Annotated in this window: 15 protein-coding genes; 1 reads left to right on the forward strand and 14 read right to left on the reverse strand. The window is 65.1% G+C overall.

Annotated features, from left to right (window positions below; genetic code table 11):
* Nucleotides 1-60: 60 nt before the first annotated feature.
* On the reverse strand, nt 61-393 hold the full coding sequence (gene yajC / locus DQW91_RS13820; protein WP_245411037.1) for a preprotein translocase subunit YajC: 333 nt from the start codon (nt 391-393) through the stop codon (nt 61-63).
* A gap of 201 nt (nt 394-594) precedes the next feature.
* Between yajC and DQW91_RS13825 the strand changes: the two genes are divergently transcribed.
* Nucleotides 595-1,491, forward strand: a complete 897-nt coding sequence (locus DQW91_RS13825) for an ATP-binding protein (protein WP_112664230.1) — start codon at nt 595-597, stop codon at nt 1,489-1,491.
* Nucleotides 1,492-1,774: 283 nt separating this feature from the next.
* On the opposite strand, the gene DQW91_RS13830 is transcribed toward DQW91_RS13825, so the two are convergent.
* The 13 genes from DQW91_RS13830 to argS form a co-directional block, all read right to left on the reverse strand.
* A complete protein-coding gene (locus DQW91_RS13830) occupies nt 1,775-3,043 on the reverse strand; it encodes a M23 family metallopeptidase (protein ID WP_112664231.1) in 1,269 nt (422 codons plus the stop codon).
* A gap of 104 nt (nt 3,044-3,147) precedes the next feature.
* Entirely contained in the window at nt 3,148-3,858 is a 711-nt protein-coding gene (locus DQW91_RS13835) for a protein-L-isoaspartate O-methyltransferase family protein (protein WP_245411038.1), read from the reverse strand.
* Nucleotides 3,859-3,865: 7 nt separating this feature from the next.
* Nucleotides 3,866-4,627 carry a 5'/3'-nucleotidase SurE gene (gene surE, locus DQW91_RS13840; protein ID WP_112664233.1) on the reverse strand — a complete coding sequence of 254 codons (762 nt, stop codon included), beginning with the start codon at nt 4,625-4,627 and terminating at the stop codon, nt 3,866-3,868.
* A 20-nt stretch (nt 4,628-4,647) separates the two neighbouring features.
* Nucleotides 4,648-6,012, reverse strand: a complete 1,365-nt coding sequence (gene serS / locus DQW91_RS13845; protein WP_112664234.1) for a serine--tRNA ligase — start codon at nt 6,010-6,012, stop codon at nt 4,648-4,650.
* Between the two features lie 67 nt (nt 6,013-6,079).
* Entirely contained in the window at nt 6,080-6,883 is an 804-nt protein-coding gene (gene tatC / locus DQW91_RS13850) for a twin-arginine translocase subunit TatC (RefSeq protein WP_112664235.1), read from the reverse strand.
* On the reverse strand, nt 6,883-7,395 hold the full coding sequence (gene tatB, locus DQW91_RS13855) for a Sec-independent protein translocase protein TatB (RefSeq protein ID WP_112664236.1): 513 nt from the start codon (nt 7,393-7,395) through the stop codon (nt 6,883-6,885). The genes tatC and tatB overlap by 1 nt, the downstream gene beginning before the upstream one ends.
* A gap of 61 nt (nt 7,396-7,456) precedes the next feature.
* Nucleotides 7,457-7,702, reverse strand: a complete 246-nt coding sequence (locus DQW91_RS13860) for a twin-arginine translocase TatA/TatE family subunit (RefSeq protein ID WP_112664237.1) — start codon at nt 7,700-7,702, stop codon at nt 7,457-7,459.
* A 53-nt stretch (nt 7,703-7,755) separates the two neighbouring features.
* The gene (locus DQW91_RS13865; protein WP_112664238.1) at nt 7,756-8,880 is read right to left on the reverse strand and encodes an ABC transporter ATP-binding protein; all 1,125 of its coding nucleotides are present in this window, start codon (nt 8,878-8,880) and stop codon (nt 7,756-7,758) included.
* Entirely contained in the window at nt 8,877-9,626 is a 750-nt protein-coding gene (gene scpB, locus DQW91_RS13870; protein WP_112664239.1) for an SMC-Scp complex subunit ScpB, read from the reverse strand. Before scpB ends, DQW91_RS13865 begins: the two co-directional genes overlap by 4 nt.
* A 1-nt stretch (nt 9,627) precedes the next feature.
* Nucleotides 9,628-10,425: a segregation and condensation protein A gene (locus DQW91_RS13875; protein ID WP_112664240.1), complete on the reverse strand. Its 798-nt coding sequence runs from the start codon at nt 10,423-10,425 to the stop codon at nt 9,628-9,630.
* Between the two features lie 41 nt (nt 10,426-10,466).
* The gene (nagZ, locus tag DQW91_RS13880; RefSeq protein WP_112664241.1) at nt 10,467-11,486 is read right to left on the reverse strand and encodes a beta-N-acetylhexosaminidase; all 1,020 of its coding nucleotides are present in this window, start codon (nt 11,484-11,486) and stop codon (nt 10,467-10,469) included.
* 61 nt (nt 11,487-11,547) lie between these two features.
* Nucleotides 11,548-13,053: an SPOR domain-containing protein gene (locus DQW91_RS13885; RefSeq protein ID WP_112664242.1), complete on the reverse strand. Its 1,506-nt coding sequence runs from the start codon at nt 13,051-13,053 to the stop codon at nt 11,548-11,550.
* 106 nt (nt 13,054-13,159) lie between these two features.
* Entirely contained in the window at nt 13,160-14,920 is a 1,761-nt protein-coding gene (gene argS, locus DQW91_RS13890; protein ID WP_112664243.1) for an arginine--tRNA ligase, read from the reverse strand.

The following is a 14,920-nucleotide window of genomic DNA, read 5'->3' on the forward strand; positions in this document are numbered from 1 at the left end:
GTGAAGGGCAAGCGGCGGCCGCTTGCCCCAATCGTGCCTGAGGGCCAAAGCCCAGGCTCATCAAGCCTTGACCGGCTCGCCCTTGGAGCGGACTTCCGCGATCATGGAGCGGGCGATCTTCACGCGTACGCCCTCGGCGATCTCGACCTCGGCGTCGGGAGAATCGTCGGTCACCTTGATCACCTTGCCGATGATGCCGCCGGAGGTGACGACGGTGTCGCCACGGCGGACGTTCTTGATCATCTCCTGGTGCTCACGAACCTTGCGCTGCTGCGGGCGGATGATGAGGAACCACATGATCACGAAGATCAGGATGAACGGCACGAGCTGTAGGATGATATCCGTACTGCCCCCGGCCGGGGCCCCCTGGGCAAAAGCGGGAGTGATGAACAAGAGGCTCTCCATGAATAACCGCGCGTGGCGGGCTTAAGTTTTTAAGGCCCACCCGCACCAAGAAAGGATTCCGAGTGGCGCGGACTATACCCATCGACTTCACGAAATCAATGAAGCCGACCGGTTTTCCTCCGCTCGGAGGGAATGGACGCTGTGGAGCTTAGCAGATAAGCAACCCCGTACCCGTTTGCGAGAGCCGTCATGACAAAGATCCCAACCGATTTTGCGTCCTCCTCCGTCTCTCCGGAGGCTCTCGACCTCCTGCGCCGGATCGCCGACGCCCTGGAGCGCGCGGCCCCGCCTGCCCTCGGCAACCCCGATTTCACCGCCGCCGACGCCTTCGTCTGGCAGGCCTCCGGCCGCCGTCTTTCGCCGGTCCTCAAGGTCAACCGGGTCGAGATGGGCCTTTTGCGCGGCATCGACAGGGTGCGGGACACCTTGTCGGACAACACCCGCCGCTTCGCGAACGGCTTGCCCGCCAACAACGCGCTTCTCTGGGGCGCGCGGGGCATGGGCAAGTCCTCCCTCGTCAAGGCGGTCCATGCCGAGATCAACGCCACCCGTGCCGCCGGCCATTTGCCCCTGAAGCTGATCGAGATCCACCGGGAGGACATCGAGACACTGCCGGAGCTCATGGGCCTCCTGCGGGCGGACGCGCACCGCTTCGTGGTGTTCTGCGACGACCTCTCCTTCGACGCGGACGATACGTCCTACAAGTCCCTCAAGGCCGTGCTGGAAGGCGGCATTGAGGGCCGCCCGGACAATGTGATCTTCTACGCCACCTCGAACCGCCGTCACCTCCTGCCGCGCGACATGGTGGACAACGAGCGCTCCACCGCCATCAACCCCGGCGAGGCCATCGAGGAAAAGGTCTCCCTCTCCGACCGCTTCGGCCTCTGGCTCGGCTTCCACAAGTGCAGCCAGGACGAGTATCTCGACATGGTCTACGCCTACGTCAATCACCTCGGCCTCAAGGCCGACCGGGACGCCATCCGCGCCGAGGCGCTGGAATGGGCCACCACCCGCGGCGCACGCTCGGGGCGTACGGCGTGGCAGTTCATTCAGGAGCTCGCGGGACGGTTGGGACAGGCGATTTAAAAGCGCCGCCAGCAAGCGATTCTGCCTCCCTCCCTCATCCTGAGAAGCGGCGAAGCCGCGTCTCGAAGGAGGATCCAGCGCGCACTGGAGACGCCTCGCCCTTCGAGACGGCGCTAACGCGCCTCCTTAGGGTGAGGTAGAGCAAATAAAAAAGGGACGGTGGCTGAGCTCCACCGTCCCCTCTTTGGATCAGTTTTCGGGTCTCGAAGCCTGATCTATCCGAATTCTCTTTATCGCATAACCTTTTCGGAAAACCGGTTCCCACTTTTCCGGGTCATGCAGCTTAGCCGCCGAGATGCGGGATCGGGTCCACGGGGCTTGCGCCCTTGCGCAGTTCGAAGTGGAGCTGCGGCGAGGTCACGTTGCCGGTCTGGCCGGAGGTGGCGATGACCTGTCCGCGCTTGACCGCCTCGCCACGCTTCACACTCAGCGCACCGTTATGGGCGTAGGCCGACACGTAACCGTTCTCGTGACGGATGAGGACGAGGTTGCCGTAGCCCTTCACTTCGCTGCCTGCGTAGGTGACGACGCCGGACTCGGCGGCCTTCACCGGGGTGCCTTCCGGCACGGCGATGTTGATGCCTTCATTGCCGCCATTGGCGCCAAAGCCTGCGATAACGCGGCCACGGGCGGGCCAGCGGAAATCGCCGGCACCTGTGCTCGCCGTTTGTTCCGGCTCGGCTGCGGGAGCCTTAGCCTCGGGCTGCGGCGCGACCACCTGCGGAGCAACAGGCTGGGTCTGGACCACCGGCTTCTGCGGAGCCGGTTCGACACGGGCCGCGACCTGCTGCGGCGCGGCCTTGGGAGCCATGTCGACAGTCTCGGCGGGCTGAACGGGCGCTGCGACAACCGGAGCAGCCATGCCGGGACGCGTGCCAGGCTTGGCAGCAGCGATCGGCTGCGGGCCTGCCGCCACCTTGGCGGCATTGGCGGGCTTCGATTGATCGACGAACTGGACCTTGGTCTGCGGCGCGGCCTGCGGAGCCTGAATAGCGACAGGACCGGCGGACGCCACACGGGTCGGAGTAGGAGCAGGAGCGGCGCCCGCAGCGTGATAGACCGGGATCACAAGCTGCTGGCCGGGGCGCACCTGCGCCGGGCTCGTCAAACCGCTCGCAGCGAGGATGGCGTTGGAGGGGACGCCATAGCGCTGGGAAATCATGTTGAGGCTGTCGTTGTTGCCGACCGTGATGCGAGTGCCGCCGGCAGCGGACCAGCCGCCTGCGCCACCGGCGGCAACCGGTGCGGGGGCGACGGCTGCGACAGGAGCGGGAGAAAGGCTCATCGGCTGCGCACCACCCTGGATCGGGGGCAGCGCCTGCGACTGGATGGGCGCTGTCGGCACGGACGCGACGGGAGCGTTGTAGCCCTGCGTGGACGCCGTCGACTGCGGCTCGGCGAGCCGTTCGCTGGAAGAAAACGGATTGGAGAAAGGATTATCGGCCAGACGGATCGTATCCGAACTGCACGCGGCGGCAGCACTACCGATCAACCCGACAAGAGCGGCACGCGACACGACCACCCAAAGCCCAGACAACACAGGCTTACGCATTACAAACCCCAACGCAACGCAACTCGACGGGGCCGATTAAAAAACGATTCAGGTTAAGCAAGCGTTGATGCGACGAATTTTTTCGTAACCCTGTCTGAAATTTTTCAGAGAGTCGCGGCGACCCCGGTCACGAGCGGCGAGAGGCGCAAGCCCGCGCCAAGCTCCTGCCGCAACTGGCCATCCTCGAGCCGGTCGATCCGCACCAGACGTGGGAAGCCCTCAATTGTCACCGCGCCGACAAGGCGTCCGCCCGGCCCGAGCAGGGATGTGACGGTGGACGGAATCGAAAGAACCGCGCCGTTGAGGAGAATGCGGTCGAACCGCTCGCGCACCCGCTGAGCAAGACCGTCACCGATTTCGAGCCGCGCGCAATTGGCAAGCTCCACGATCTTCAGATGCTGGATCGCGCTTTCGGCCAGCGTGTTGAACCGCTCGACCGAATGCACCTCGGCTCCCATCCGCGCGAGAAGAGCCGTCACGTAGCCGGTGCCCGTGCCGATTTCGAGAACGCGTTGCCCTTCCTGAACGCCGAGCGCGGTGACCATGCTCGCCACCGCGCCGGGAGACGTCATGGTCTGGCCGCAGGGCAAAGGCAGGGCGACATCGCTGCGCGAGAGATCGGCAAAGCGGCGCGGTGCGAAGACATCGCGCGGGATAAGCTCCATTGCACGCAGCAAGGCCGTGTCGCGGATGCCGCGCGCGCGCAAGGACAGGATGAAGGAGCCAACCTCGACCGCCTCTTCAACGACAGGATCGGGCTCCTCCGAGAAGAAGGGCAGATCCATCTGGCCGGGAAGAGAGCGCTCACCTGACATGCAGGCCTCAGGTCAGGGCCTGCGCGTAGCGCGTCAAGGTCGGCTCGTCCGTCATGTCGAGACGCAGGGGCGTTACCGCGATCTTGCGGTTAGCGATGGCCCACAGATCGGTGCCGGTGCCCGGCGTGAAGGGGCCGCGCTCGAAGGCGATCCAGTAGTAAGGGTTGCCGCGCCCGTCCTCACGCGCATCGAGGCGCAGGAGTTCCTGGCTGCGCTGGCCCTGATTGACCACCGCCAGCCCTTCGACTTCGCCCGGTTCGCAATTGGGGAAATTGACGTTGACGAGGATGCCTGGATCGATGCCCGCCGCGAGGATTTTGCGCACGACATCGGGGCCGTGATGTTCCGCGCATTGCCACTTGATCGTCTTGTGTCCACCGGGGCCGGACGCCTGCGAGAGTGCGATGGAAGGAACGCCGAGGATGGTGCCCTCGATGGCCCCCGCGACCGTGCCGGAATAGGTCACGTCCTCAGCGACGTTCTGGCCGCGATTGACGCCGGAGAGAACGAGATCGGGCTTGTTGTCCCGCAGGATGTTGCGGATGCCCATGATGACGCAATCCGTCGGCGTGCCCTTCACCGCGAAATGGCGGGAGGAGATTTCACGAAGACGCAGCGGATCGTTGAGCGAGAGTGAATGCGCGACACCGCTCTGGTCCGTCTCCGGCGCGACGACCCAGACATCGTCCGAGAGCGCCCGTGCAATCGTCTCCAGGACTTTCAGCCCTGGAGCGTTGATGCCGTCGTCGTTCGTGCAGAGGATGCGCATGTCCTGTCCCCGTTTCGGCCTTATCCCTGCTTCTCGATGCGGGTCAGACCGCCGAGGTAAGGCTGGAGCGCCGCCGGAACCGTGACGCTGCCGTCCTCGTTCTGGTAGTTCTCCAGAACTGCGACGAGGGTGCGCCCGACCGCGAGGCCCGAGCCGTTGAGGGTGTGGACGAAACGCGGCGCCTTGCCGTCACCAGTGCGGTAGCGCGCATTCATGCGCCGGGCCTGGAAATCGGTGCAGACCGAGCAACTCGAGATTTCGCGATACATGCCCTGCCCCGGCAGCCACACCTCGATGTCGTAGGTCTTGGCGGAGGCAAAGCCCATGTCGCCGGTGCAGAGCGTCATGGTGCGGAACGGCAGGTCGAGCTTCTTCAGCACGTTCTCGGCGCTGTTCAGCATCCGCTCATGCTCGTCGGCGGAGGTTTCCGGCGTCGTGATCGAGACAAGCTCGCATTTCACGAACTGGTGCTGGCGGATCATGCCGCGCGTATCGCGACCGGCGGACCCCGCCTCTGCGCGGAACGAGGGTGTCAGCGCCGTGAAGCGCAGCGGAAGCTCCTCCTCTGAGAGGATCGCCTCGCGCACGAGATTGGTCAGTGTCACCTCGGCGGTGGGGATGAGGCCGTAGCGGGCGTCGCTCAGCGCTTTCTGCAGCGTCTCGCGGGTCGCTTCCCCATTCAACATCGCGGTCAGCGCGTCCTGCAGGGTCGAGCCCGGGAACGCCCAGAACTGGTCGTCCTCGAACTTCGGCAATTGCGCCGTGCCGAACATCGCCTCGTCGCGCACCAGAAGCGGCGGGTTCACTTCCAGATAGCCATGCTCGCTCGTGTGAAGGTCGATCATGAACTGACCGAGGGCGCGCTCAAGCCGGGCGAGCTGGCCTTTCAGCACCACGAAACGCGAGCCCGAGAGCTTCGCGGCGGTTTCGAAATCCATGAGGCCGAGGCCTTCACCGATCTCGAAATGCTGCTTGGCGGCGGGGAGGTTCTTGGGGTTGCCGAAGCGGTGGCGCTCAACGTTGCCGGTCTCGTCCGGCCCGACGGGCACATCGCCCTTCGGCGTGTTCGGGATCGCGGCCAGAACCTCTTCGAGTTCCCGGCCAGCCTCGCGCTCCTCATGCTCGAGCTGCGGCACGTTTTCCTTCAGGCGCGCCACCTCGGCCATGAGTTCTTGCGCTCGCGCCTCATCCTTCTGGGCTTTCGCCTGGCCGATCTCTTTCGAGAGCGCATTGCGGCGCTCCTGCGCGGCCTGAAGCGCCGAGATCGCGTTCTTGCGGCGGTCGTCGAGGGCGATCAGGCGCGCGGACAAAGGCTCCATGCCCCGGCTCTTGAGGCCCTGATCGAAGCCTGCGGGATTCTCGCGGATGGAACGGATGTCGTGCATGGGAGCTGACCGTTAAAGCATTGAAGATGCCAAGGATAACGGTCGGCGGGTTTTAAGGCGTGAGCCCTCAGCCTGCCGCCGCGCGCGCAGCCTCGGCTTCCGCGCGCTTCTTCTCGACCATGCGGACGGAGAAGATAGACGCCTCGTAAAGAAGCAAGGTGGGGATCGCAAGGGCGAACTGGCTGATGACGTCCGGCGGCGTCAGAACCGCAGCCACGACGAACACGATCACGACGGCATAACGACGCCGCTGTTTGAGGAAATCGGAATCGATCAGCCCCGCCCGCGCCAGAAGGGTGAGGACGACGGGTAACTGGAAGCAGATGCCGAAGGCGAAGATCAGCGTCATGATCAGCGACAGGTACTCACTGACCTTGGGCATGAAGGCGATTCCCGGCGTGCTGGCGCTCGCAAGCTGCTGCATGCCCACCGAAAACCGCATCAGAAGCGGCATCGCCATGAAATAGACGACCGCCGCGCCGAGGGCGAAAAGCACCGGCGTCGCAATCAGATAAGGCAGGAACGCCCGGCGCTCGTTCTTGTAAAGCCCCGGCGCAACGAACTTGTAGATTTCGGTGGCGATGACCGGAAAGGCGAGGAAGCCCGCGCCGAAGGCAGCCACCTGGATCTGGGTGAAGAGATATTCGAGGCCGTGGGTGTAGATCAGGTGCGCGTTCTCGGCCGAGCCGACCGCCAGCACATAGGGCCACACGAGGGCGTTGTAGATGTACTTCGCGCCCGCAAAGCAGATGAAGAACATCGCCACGAACGCGATGACCGCCCGGATCAGGCGGGCGCGCAGCTCGATCAGGTGCTCGATCAGCGGCGCGCGCGACGCCTCGACCTCATCCTCCTCAACCTCGGTCGTCATCAGGCTTTCGCATCCGGTTTGGGCTCGGGGGCCGTTTGGACTTCCTGCGCCGCCTTGGCCTCGGCCTCCTGCCGCAGGGAGGCGGCGATGGTTTCAGCGGGGTCTGGCATGGCGGGCGCGGGCGGGATTTCGAGGGCGAGCAGCGGATCGGCAGGCGGCGGCTCGGCGGTTGCGCCGCTCGGGGGAACCTCGGCAACGGCTTCGCCCGTGACGGTCGGCGACGGAGTGACCGGCGCCTCGACAGCGCCCTTCAGCTCGTCCCGGATCGTCTGGATCGGGTTGAAGCCCTTGCCCGCGGTTTCGTTCATGCCCTGGAGCTGACGCTTCACGTCGTCCAGCTCGGCCTCGCGCATCGCCTCTTGGAACTGGCCTTGGAACTCGGCCGCCATGCGGCGCACCTTGCCGGTGATGTTGCCGAGCGTCCGCAGGGCCTTCGGCAGGTCTTTAGGGCCGATGACGATCAACGCCACAGCGCCGATCACCATGACTTCACCCCAGCTCATGTCCAACATGACGCGGTCCCGGACCTACTCTCACACAATGACGGAGGCCGCTTTCGCGGCCACGCACGGCTCAGCCGATCTTCTGATCGGTCGTCGTCGCGGTGCTGTTCGCAGCCGACTGATGGTCGATAGTGCGGGCCGGCTCGGCGGCAGCCGGCTGCGCGGGCTTCGCGCTGTCGTCCTCGGCCATGCCCTTCTTGAAGGCTTTGATGCCCTTGGCGACATCGCCCATCATGTCGGAGATCTTGCCCCGCCCGAACAGCAGGACGACGATCAAGCCGACGACGATCCAATGCCAAATGCTAGTGCCACCCATGACAATCCTCCTCAACCTGACCGAACGGGTTTCAGGTGTAATGTGCGGCCAACCTAAGGATCGGTCGCGGCGAAAACAAGGACATCCTTCGGATCAATCTCGATCCCGACATCTTGTCCCACACCGATCGAGACAGGATCGTGAATGCGGGCCTGCAAGGGCCTGTCCACGCCCTGCACATTGATCTGCAAAAGCTCGACTTCGCCCAGGAAGCGGCGGGAGACGACCCGCCCCGGCAGGCAAAGGCCCGCCGGCTTGAGGCGGATACCCTGTGGACGGATGCAGACGACGGCATTCGTCCCATCCGCGAGGTGCGGAGCCGGGAAAATCCCGACCGGGCTCGAAACCTGGCCGCTCCGGACCTCGCCGCGAACCTCGTTGAAATCGCAGAAAAACCGCGCCGCAAAAAGGTTTTCCGGCCGCCGGTAGAGATCCTCCGCCGAACCCTGCTGGATGATCGCCCCGGCGCGCATCAGCACGATGCGGTCGGCGATGCGCATGGCCTCTTCCGGATCGTGCGTCACCACGATGGTGGTGGCGCGGGTCTCCCGCAGGATCGCCACCGTCTCGTCGCGGATGGCGTCGCGCATCCGCCGGTCGAGGTTGGAGAACGGCTCGTCCATCAAAAGAACGCCGGGACGCGGCGCGATGGAGCGCGCCAGCGCCACGCGCTGCTGCTCGCCGCCTGACAGCGTATGGGGATATTCGTTCGCGTAATGCTCGAGCCCGACGCGGGACAGGGCGCGGCGCGCGGAGGCCTCCGCATCCTTGGCCGCAAGGCCTTTGAGGCCGAACAGCACGTTCTCCAGCACAGTCAGGTGCGGGAACAGGGCGTAGTCCTGAAACATCAGTCCGATGCCGCGATGCTCGGGCTGGAGGAAGGCCTGCGGTCCGCTGACCTCCCGCTCATCCATGAGCACGCGGCCCGAGGTCGGCGCTTCGACGCCGGCGGCGATGCGCAGCAGGGTCGTCTTGCCGCAGCCGGAATGGCCGAGAAGGCAGACGAGCTCACCCGGCTCGATGGTCAGCGACAGGCCGTTCAGGGCGTTCAGGCTGCCATAGGTCTGGACGATATTCTCAAAGGTCAGCCGCGCCGGGATCGATGCTCCGGCTGTGCCGCGCTGCCCCCAGCGCGGCAGGCGAAAGCGATCCCTTCCCGGGGATGGGGCCGACGTCATTCCTCGGCTGCCTCCGCTTCGGACCCGGTTTCAGCCCCCGGCTCGGGCTCACCCTCGGGCTCGATCTCGATGGGCATGAACAGGTCATCCTGATCAAGCGGGTCCTCATCCTCACGCAGGGTCTCGGCATCGGACGGCACGGGCACCGACATGCCCGGCGGCACACGGCCTTCCAGGAAGCCCGCGCCCTTCAGCTCTTCGAGGCCCGGTAGGTCGTCGATGGCATCGAGCCCGAAATGGCTGAGGAAGGCGGGCGCCGTGCCATACGTCACGGGCCGTCCCGGTACGCGACGGCGGCCGCGCAGGCGGATCCAGCTCGTTTCAAGCAGCAGGTCCAGCGTGCCCTTGGAGGTCGCGACGCCGCGGATTTCTTCAATCTCCGCACGGGTCACCGGCTGGTGATAGGCAATGATGGCGAGCGTTTCCATCGCGGCGCGGGAGAGCTTCTTCTGCTCGATCACATCGCGGGACAGAACGAAGGAAAGATCGCTCGCCGTGCGGAAGGTCCAGGCCCCGGCCACGCGGATGAGGTTGACACCCCGGCCTGCATAGAACCCGGACAGGTCCTCGAGGATCTGCGGCACGTTCGCGCCTTCCGGCAGACGGCCTGCGAGATCCTCGACACTCATGGGTAGGGCGGAGGCGAACAGAAGGGCCTCGGCAAGGCGCATGGCCTCACCGTGGTCGGGCGCGTTGTTCTGTTCCCGAGCGTCTTCCAGCTCCGCGATTTCGTCGTGCTCACTCATATCAATCCTGCGCTTCCGCCCCTTCCAGGCCCTTGACCCAAAGGGGAGCGAACGCTCCATCCTGGCGAACCGTCATCTTGCCCTCCCTCACCATTTCGAGCGTGGCCGAAAAGGCGGAGGCGAGCACCGTGGACCGCATGGACGGCTCCACCATGTAATGAACCAGATAGCTGTCGAGAGTGGCCCAATCGCTGAGATGGCCGACGAGACGCTCCAATGCCTCGCGCGCATCCACGAGCGACCACACCCGGCGCTGGTAGAGCGTCACCTTCGAACTCAAGACGATCTGACGCTGGCGCGCATAGGCCGAGAGGAGATCGTAAAGGCTCGCCTCGTATTGCGCTTCCTTGCGGATCTGGACGTGCTCCGGCGCGCCGCGCGCGAAAACGTCGCGGCCCAGCCAGTCCCGCTCGCCCAGTTTCTTGGCGACCTCGCGGATCGCCTCCAGCCGACGCAGGCGCAAGGCGAGTGCAGAGGCCAGATCCGTTGCGCTCGGCTCCTCGCCCTTCGGCGGCTCCGGCAGCAGCAGGCGCGACTTGAGGTAAGCCAGCCACGCCGCCATGACGAGGTAATCGGCGGCCAGCTCCAGGCGCATGCGCCGGGCTTCCTCGATGAAGGAGATGTACTGCTCGGCCAGCGCGAGGATGGAAATCTTGTGGAGATCGACCTTCTGGCGGCGGGCGAGTTCGAGCAGGAGGTCGAGAGGCCCTTCGAAGCCGTCCACGTCGACGCGGAGCGCGGGTTCGCTGTCACCGCGCTCGGCCAATTCGACGTCCTCGAAAGGTAGGGCCTCTGCCATCAACCAACTCTGTTAAAAACCCGAGCCGCAGCTTCGGACGCTTAAACGGCCACCGCAAGCGCCGCATCGAGCCTGGCGCGGGCATCCACAGGATCGAAAGGCTCCGGATCGTGGCGGATGAGCCGCAGGGCCGCCTCGGCCCGGCGCAGCGCGTCCCCCGCCAGGATCGGCGAGGCTTCCGCCACGGGGATCATTTCCTCGAGCTTGCCGTTGCAATGCAGCGTCACATCGCAGCCTGCCCGGAAAACCCCTTCGGCCCGCTCCCGGAACGACCCGCTCAGGGCCTGCATCGACAGGTCGTCGCTCATCAGGAGCCCGTCATAGCCGATCCGGCCCCGGACGATCTCGCCGATCACCGTCTTCGATGTCGTCGCCGGATTGTCCGGATCGATAGCCGTATAGACCACATGGGCGGTCATGGCGAGCGGCATATCCGCCAGGATACGGAACGGCTTGAAATCATGGTTTTCAAGGGTTTCCAGCGAGGCATCGACCACCGGCAAGGAGAGGTGGCTGTCCACCCCCGCCCGTCCATGCCCCGGCATGTGCTTGACAACCGGCAGCACCCCGCCCGCCAGAAGCCCCTCGGCACTGGCGCGGCCGAGAACCGCAACCTTCTCGGGCGCGTGGGCATAGGCGCGATCCCCGATCACGTCATGCGCGCCGGGGACCGGCACGTCGAGCACGGGCATGCAATCGACCGTGATCCCTACGGAGAGAAGGTCATGGGCGATCAGCCGGGCCCCGAGCCGGGTGATCTCGCGCTGGATCAGCGGATCGTTGGCGTGAAGCAGGCCGTAAGCGCGCGCCGCCGGATACTTTGGCCAATGCGGCGGCCCCATGCGCTGGACGCGCCCGCCCTCCTGGTCGATCAGGATGGGCGCATCCGCGCGGCCGACCGCGGTACGCAGGGCGTCACAGAGGGCGCGGACCTGCTCCGGCGTGTCGATATTGCGCTTGAAAAGGATGAAACCCCATGGCTGCGCCTCCCGGAAGAAGGCTTCTTCGTCAGGGGAAAGGGTATGGCCGGCGCAGCCAGCAATAAAGGCGCGGGTGTTCATCCCCGCGCCTTAAGTCCACCGCCGATTGCGGTCAAGCCGCGTTCAGGCGATCCGTTCGCGATCAGTTCTTGGCAACGAAGCACTGGCCGCCCTGCCCCTGGACCCTGGCGCAAAGCGCGGAGGCCTCTTCACGGGACATGCCGGTCGTGCGGACGCGGTAGATGACGTTGCCGTTGGACTCGGCCTTGCGGATCATCGGCGCAACACCGTCGAGATCCTCAAATTTCTTCTGGAACTGACGGAAAGCGGCCTGCGCATCTGCTTCCGACGAGCGGACGCCGAGCTGGACCGAGAAGGGACCAGTAGCACTCGCAGCCTCATCGCCCTCTGCGCTCGCTGGAGCGGCGGCAGCGGGAGGAGCCACTGCGGCAACCTTTTGCGGCTGCGGCGTGGTGGCCGGAGGAGCAACAGGCGCGGCAGGAGCAGGAGCAGCGGGCTTCGGAGCTGTCGCGGCGGGAGCTGCGCCCGCCTGAGCGAGAGAACCGATGGTCGGCGCGGGCTTGGCCGCAGGCGCGGCGGGAGCCGCGGCGTTTGCCGCCGGAGCGGGAGCGACGGGCGTCGAAGCCGCAGGCTTCGGCTGGGCCGCTGGCTGGGTGGCGGGCGGCATGGAAACGACCTGCGGGGCCGCCGGACGGGCAGCCGGAGCCGCGTCACCGACGGTTCCATCGGGACGGATGGAGACGGTGCGGACCTTGCGGGGCTCGCCAAGATTGAGGGAACCGTTCGCGCTGGAGGCGGCAGGGGCCGGAGCGCCCGTTCCGTCGGCGGAGGCGACGCGCGTCGCCTGCTTGACGTCGACGGGCTGCTCCTCGCGGTTGACGACCTTGGTTTCGGCCGGCTGCGCCGCGCGCTCGTAAATCTGCTTGTTCTGGTTCGGAATCTCGACGCCGCCCGGATTTTCGGGCTGAACCTTCGTCGGTTCCTTGGAGGCCCGGATCAGCGGGGGCTTGCCGCCGGAAAGCGCGGGCGTGCTGCCTGAGAAATACCAGGCCGCGCCGCCCCCGACGACCGCGGCGCAGAGAACCGCGCCGACAGTCATCATCCCCTTCCGGGAGCCATGACGCTTCAGAGGACGAACCGGCTCTTCGTCGACCTCCTCCTCGGCATAGACGGGACCGGAGGCAGGGGCCGCATAATAGTTCTGGTCGTAGGCGTCCTGCCCGTAGGCCTGATCCTGCGCATTGTCGCGCTGAGGCTGGGACGGTTCGGCATAGGTGCGGCTTGTCGCCGCGGCGGGCTGATATTGGTCGAGATCGAAGGCCGCGGGCGTATCCAGGCCGACGCGAAGTTCAGGCTCGGGAAAGGCCCGGGAAGCAGCGGCTGTCCGTTCCTGCGAGGGGAACAGAGCATCGAGATCGACGGCTCCACCCGCCTGCGGACGGGGAGCCGGGCTGCCGGAAAGCAGGGACTGGAACGGGTCCTCCTGTCCGACGATACGGGCCAGCTCCGCCAGAGGATCGTTTCTGGTCGAGGCGGCAGGCTGCGCAGACGCCGGCTGCGTATAGGCCAGCTGCTTCTCGATATCGTCGAGATCAACCGCGAAACGTGGCTTGGCTGATTCGCTCATGGTGCCGGACCTCCGGTGGCTCGGCACAGGCGAAAGCCGCCCGTGCCTTTATGATGTCACACCACCAGCATGCGATCTGGGCAAAGCTAAGGCTGCCTTGCAATCGCTAGCGCATCTCGTCCGGTGCCGTGACGCCCAAAATGGAGAGGCCCGATGCCAGAACCCCCTTCAGGGCATGGACAAGGGCGAGCCTCGTTTGAGTTGAATCTTTATCAGTCTGATTAACAAATCGTAATTGCGGCAAGTCTTTGCCCTTGTTCCACAGGCTATGGAACGAACTCGCAAGGTCATACAGGTAGAAAGCGACCCGGTGAGGCTCATGAGCCTCGGCGGCTGCTTCGACCATGCGCGGATATTGCGCAATACGATGGATCAGATCCAATTCAGCGTCGTCTTGAAGCACTGAAAAGTCAGCACTTGCAAGCTTGGCCGCAGAAAAATCTTCACCCGGGAAAGCTTCCGCCGCCTGACGGAACACGGAAGCACAGCGGGCGTGAGCGTATTGGACGTAGAAAACCGGATTGTCCTTCGACTGCTCGACCACCTTGGCGAGATCGAAATCCAGCGGCGCATCGTTCTTGCGGTAGAGCATCATGAAGCGGACGGCATCGCGCCCCACCTCGTCCACCACGTCGCGCAGCGTCACGAAATCGCCGGAGCGCTTGGACATCTTCACCGGCTCGCCGTCGCGCAGAAGCTTCACGAGCTGGCAGAGCTTCACATCGAGGTCGCCCTTGTTCTCCGTGACAGCCTTCACCGCCGCCTGCATGCGCTTGACATAGCCGCCGTGGTCAGCGCCCCACACGTCGATCATGGAGGCAAAGCCGCGCTCGAACTTGGAGCGGTGATAGGCGATGTCGGAGGCAAAATAGGTGTAGGAGCCATCCGACTTCAGGAGAGGCCGATCGACCTCGTCGCCGAAAGAGGTGGCACGGAACAGAAGCTGCTCGCGGTCTTCCCAGTCGTCATCCTTCTGCCCTTTGGGCGGCGGCAGGCGGCCCATGTACATGAGATCGCGCGAGCGGAGTTCGGCGATCATCTTGGCGACCTGATCCTCAGCCCCCTGCTGCAGCGAGCGCTCGGAGAAGAAGATGTCGTGATGGATGTTCAGCGCGGCGAGATCGTCGCGGATCATGTCCATCATGGAAGCGATGGCGGTATCGCGAACGGTGGCGAGCCATTCGGCTTCGGGCTTGTCTAGAAGCGCCTTGCCGTGCTCGCGCGCCAGCCGTTCGCCCACGACCTTGAGATAATCGCCCGGATAAAGGCCTTCCGGAATGGCGCCTATATCCTCGCCGAGCGCCTCCTTGTAACGCAGGTAGGCCGAGCGGGCGAGAACATCGACCTGGGCACCAGCGTCGTTGATGTAGTATTCGCGCGCCACCTTGTAGCCGGCGAAGGCGAGCAGCGATGAAAGAGCATCGCCGAACACGGCTCCGCGCCCGTGCCCCACATGGAGCGGGCCAGTCGGGTTCGCGGAGACGTATTCCACGTTGATCGGGTGGTTCGCGCCACGGGTGGAGCGTCCGAAGCCTTCCGCATCGCGAGTCGCGGCCTGCAGCACCTCATGGAAGATCTTGGGCGCGAGGGTGATGTTGATGAAGCCGGGGCCCGCGACCTCGACCTTCGTGACGCGCGGATCGGTCTTGAGATCGGCCACGAGAAGATCGGCGAGCACGCGCGGGTTCATCCGCGCTTCCTTGGAGAGAACCATCGCGGCGTTGGTGGCGAGATCGCCATGGGACGGATCGCGCGGGGGCTCGACCACAACGCGGCTGGCATCGAGGCCCGCCGGAATCTGACCGGCTCCGGACAGGCGTTCCAGAGCTTCCGCGACACGTTTCTCAAACAATCCGAAGATATTCAT

This window comes from Microvirga flavescens (assembly GCF_003290125.1).
In the GTDB taxonomy this organism is placed as follows: domain Bacteria; phylum Pseudomonadota; class Alphaproteobacteria; order Rhizobiales; family Beijerinckiaceae; genus Microvirga; species Microvirga flavescens.

What these genes read in the sequence shown, in the direction of transcription:
- DQW91_RS13825 (WP_112664230.1), top strand. Translation starts at nt 595, where the DNA reads ATGACAAAGATCCCAACCGATTTTGCGTCCTCCTCCGTCTCTCCGGAG.
- DQW91_RS13830 (WP_112664231.1), bottom strand. Translation starts at nt 3,043, where the DNA reads ATGCGTAAGCCTGTGTTGTCTGGGCTTTGGGTGGTCGTGTCGCGTGCC.
- DQW91_RS13835 (WP_245411038.1), bottom strand. Translation starts at nt 3,858, where the DNA reads ATGTCAGGTGAGCGCTCTCTTCCCGGCCAGATGGATCTGCCCTTCTTC.
- surE (WP_112664233.1), bottom strand. Translation starts at nt 4,627, where the DNA reads ATGCGCATCCTCTGCACGAACGACGACGGCATCAACGCTCCAGGGCTG.
- serS (WP_112664234.1), bottom strand. Translation starts at nt 6,012, where the DNA reads ATGCACGACATCCGTTCCATCCGCGAGAATCCCGCAGGCTTCGATCAG.
- tatC (WP_112664235.1), bottom strand. Translation starts at nt 6,883, where the DNA reads ATGACGACCGAGGTTGAGGAGGATGAGGTCGAGGCGTCGCGCGCGCCG.
- tatB (WP_112664236.1), bottom strand. Translation starts at nt 7,395, where the DNA reads ATGTTGGACATGAGCTGGGGTGAAGTCATGGTGATCGGCGCTGTGGCG.
- DQW91_RS13860 (WP_112664237.1), bottom strand. Translation starts at nt 7,702, where the DNA reads ATGGGTGGCACTAGCATTTGGCATTGGATCGTCGTCGGCTTGATCGTC.
- DQW91_RS13865 (WP_112664238.1), bottom strand. Translation starts at nt 8,880, where the DNA reads ATGACGTCGGCCCCATCCCCGGGAAGGGATCGCTTTCGCCTGCCGCGC.
- scpB (WP_112664239.1), bottom strand. Translation starts at nt 9,626, where the DNA reads ATGAGTGAGCACGACGAAATCGCGGAGCTGGAAGACGCTCGGGAACAG.
- DQW91_RS13875 (WP_112664240.1), bottom strand. Translation starts at nt 10,425, where the DNA reads ATGGCAGAGGCCCTACCTTTCGAGGACGTCGAATTGGCCGAGCGCGGT.
- nagZ (WP_112664241.1), bottom strand. Translation starts at nt 11,486, where the DNA reads ATGAACACCCGCGCCTTTATTGCTGGCTGCGCCGGCCATACCCTTTCC.
- DQW91_RS13885 (WP_112664242.1), bottom strand. Translation starts at nt 13,053, where the DNA reads ATGAGCGAATCAGCCAAGCCACGTTTCGCGGTTGATCTCGACGATATC.
- argS (WP_112664243.1), bottom strand. Translation starts at nt 14,920, where the DNA reads ATGAATATCTTCGGATTGTTTGAGAAACGTGTCGCGGAAGCTCTGGAA.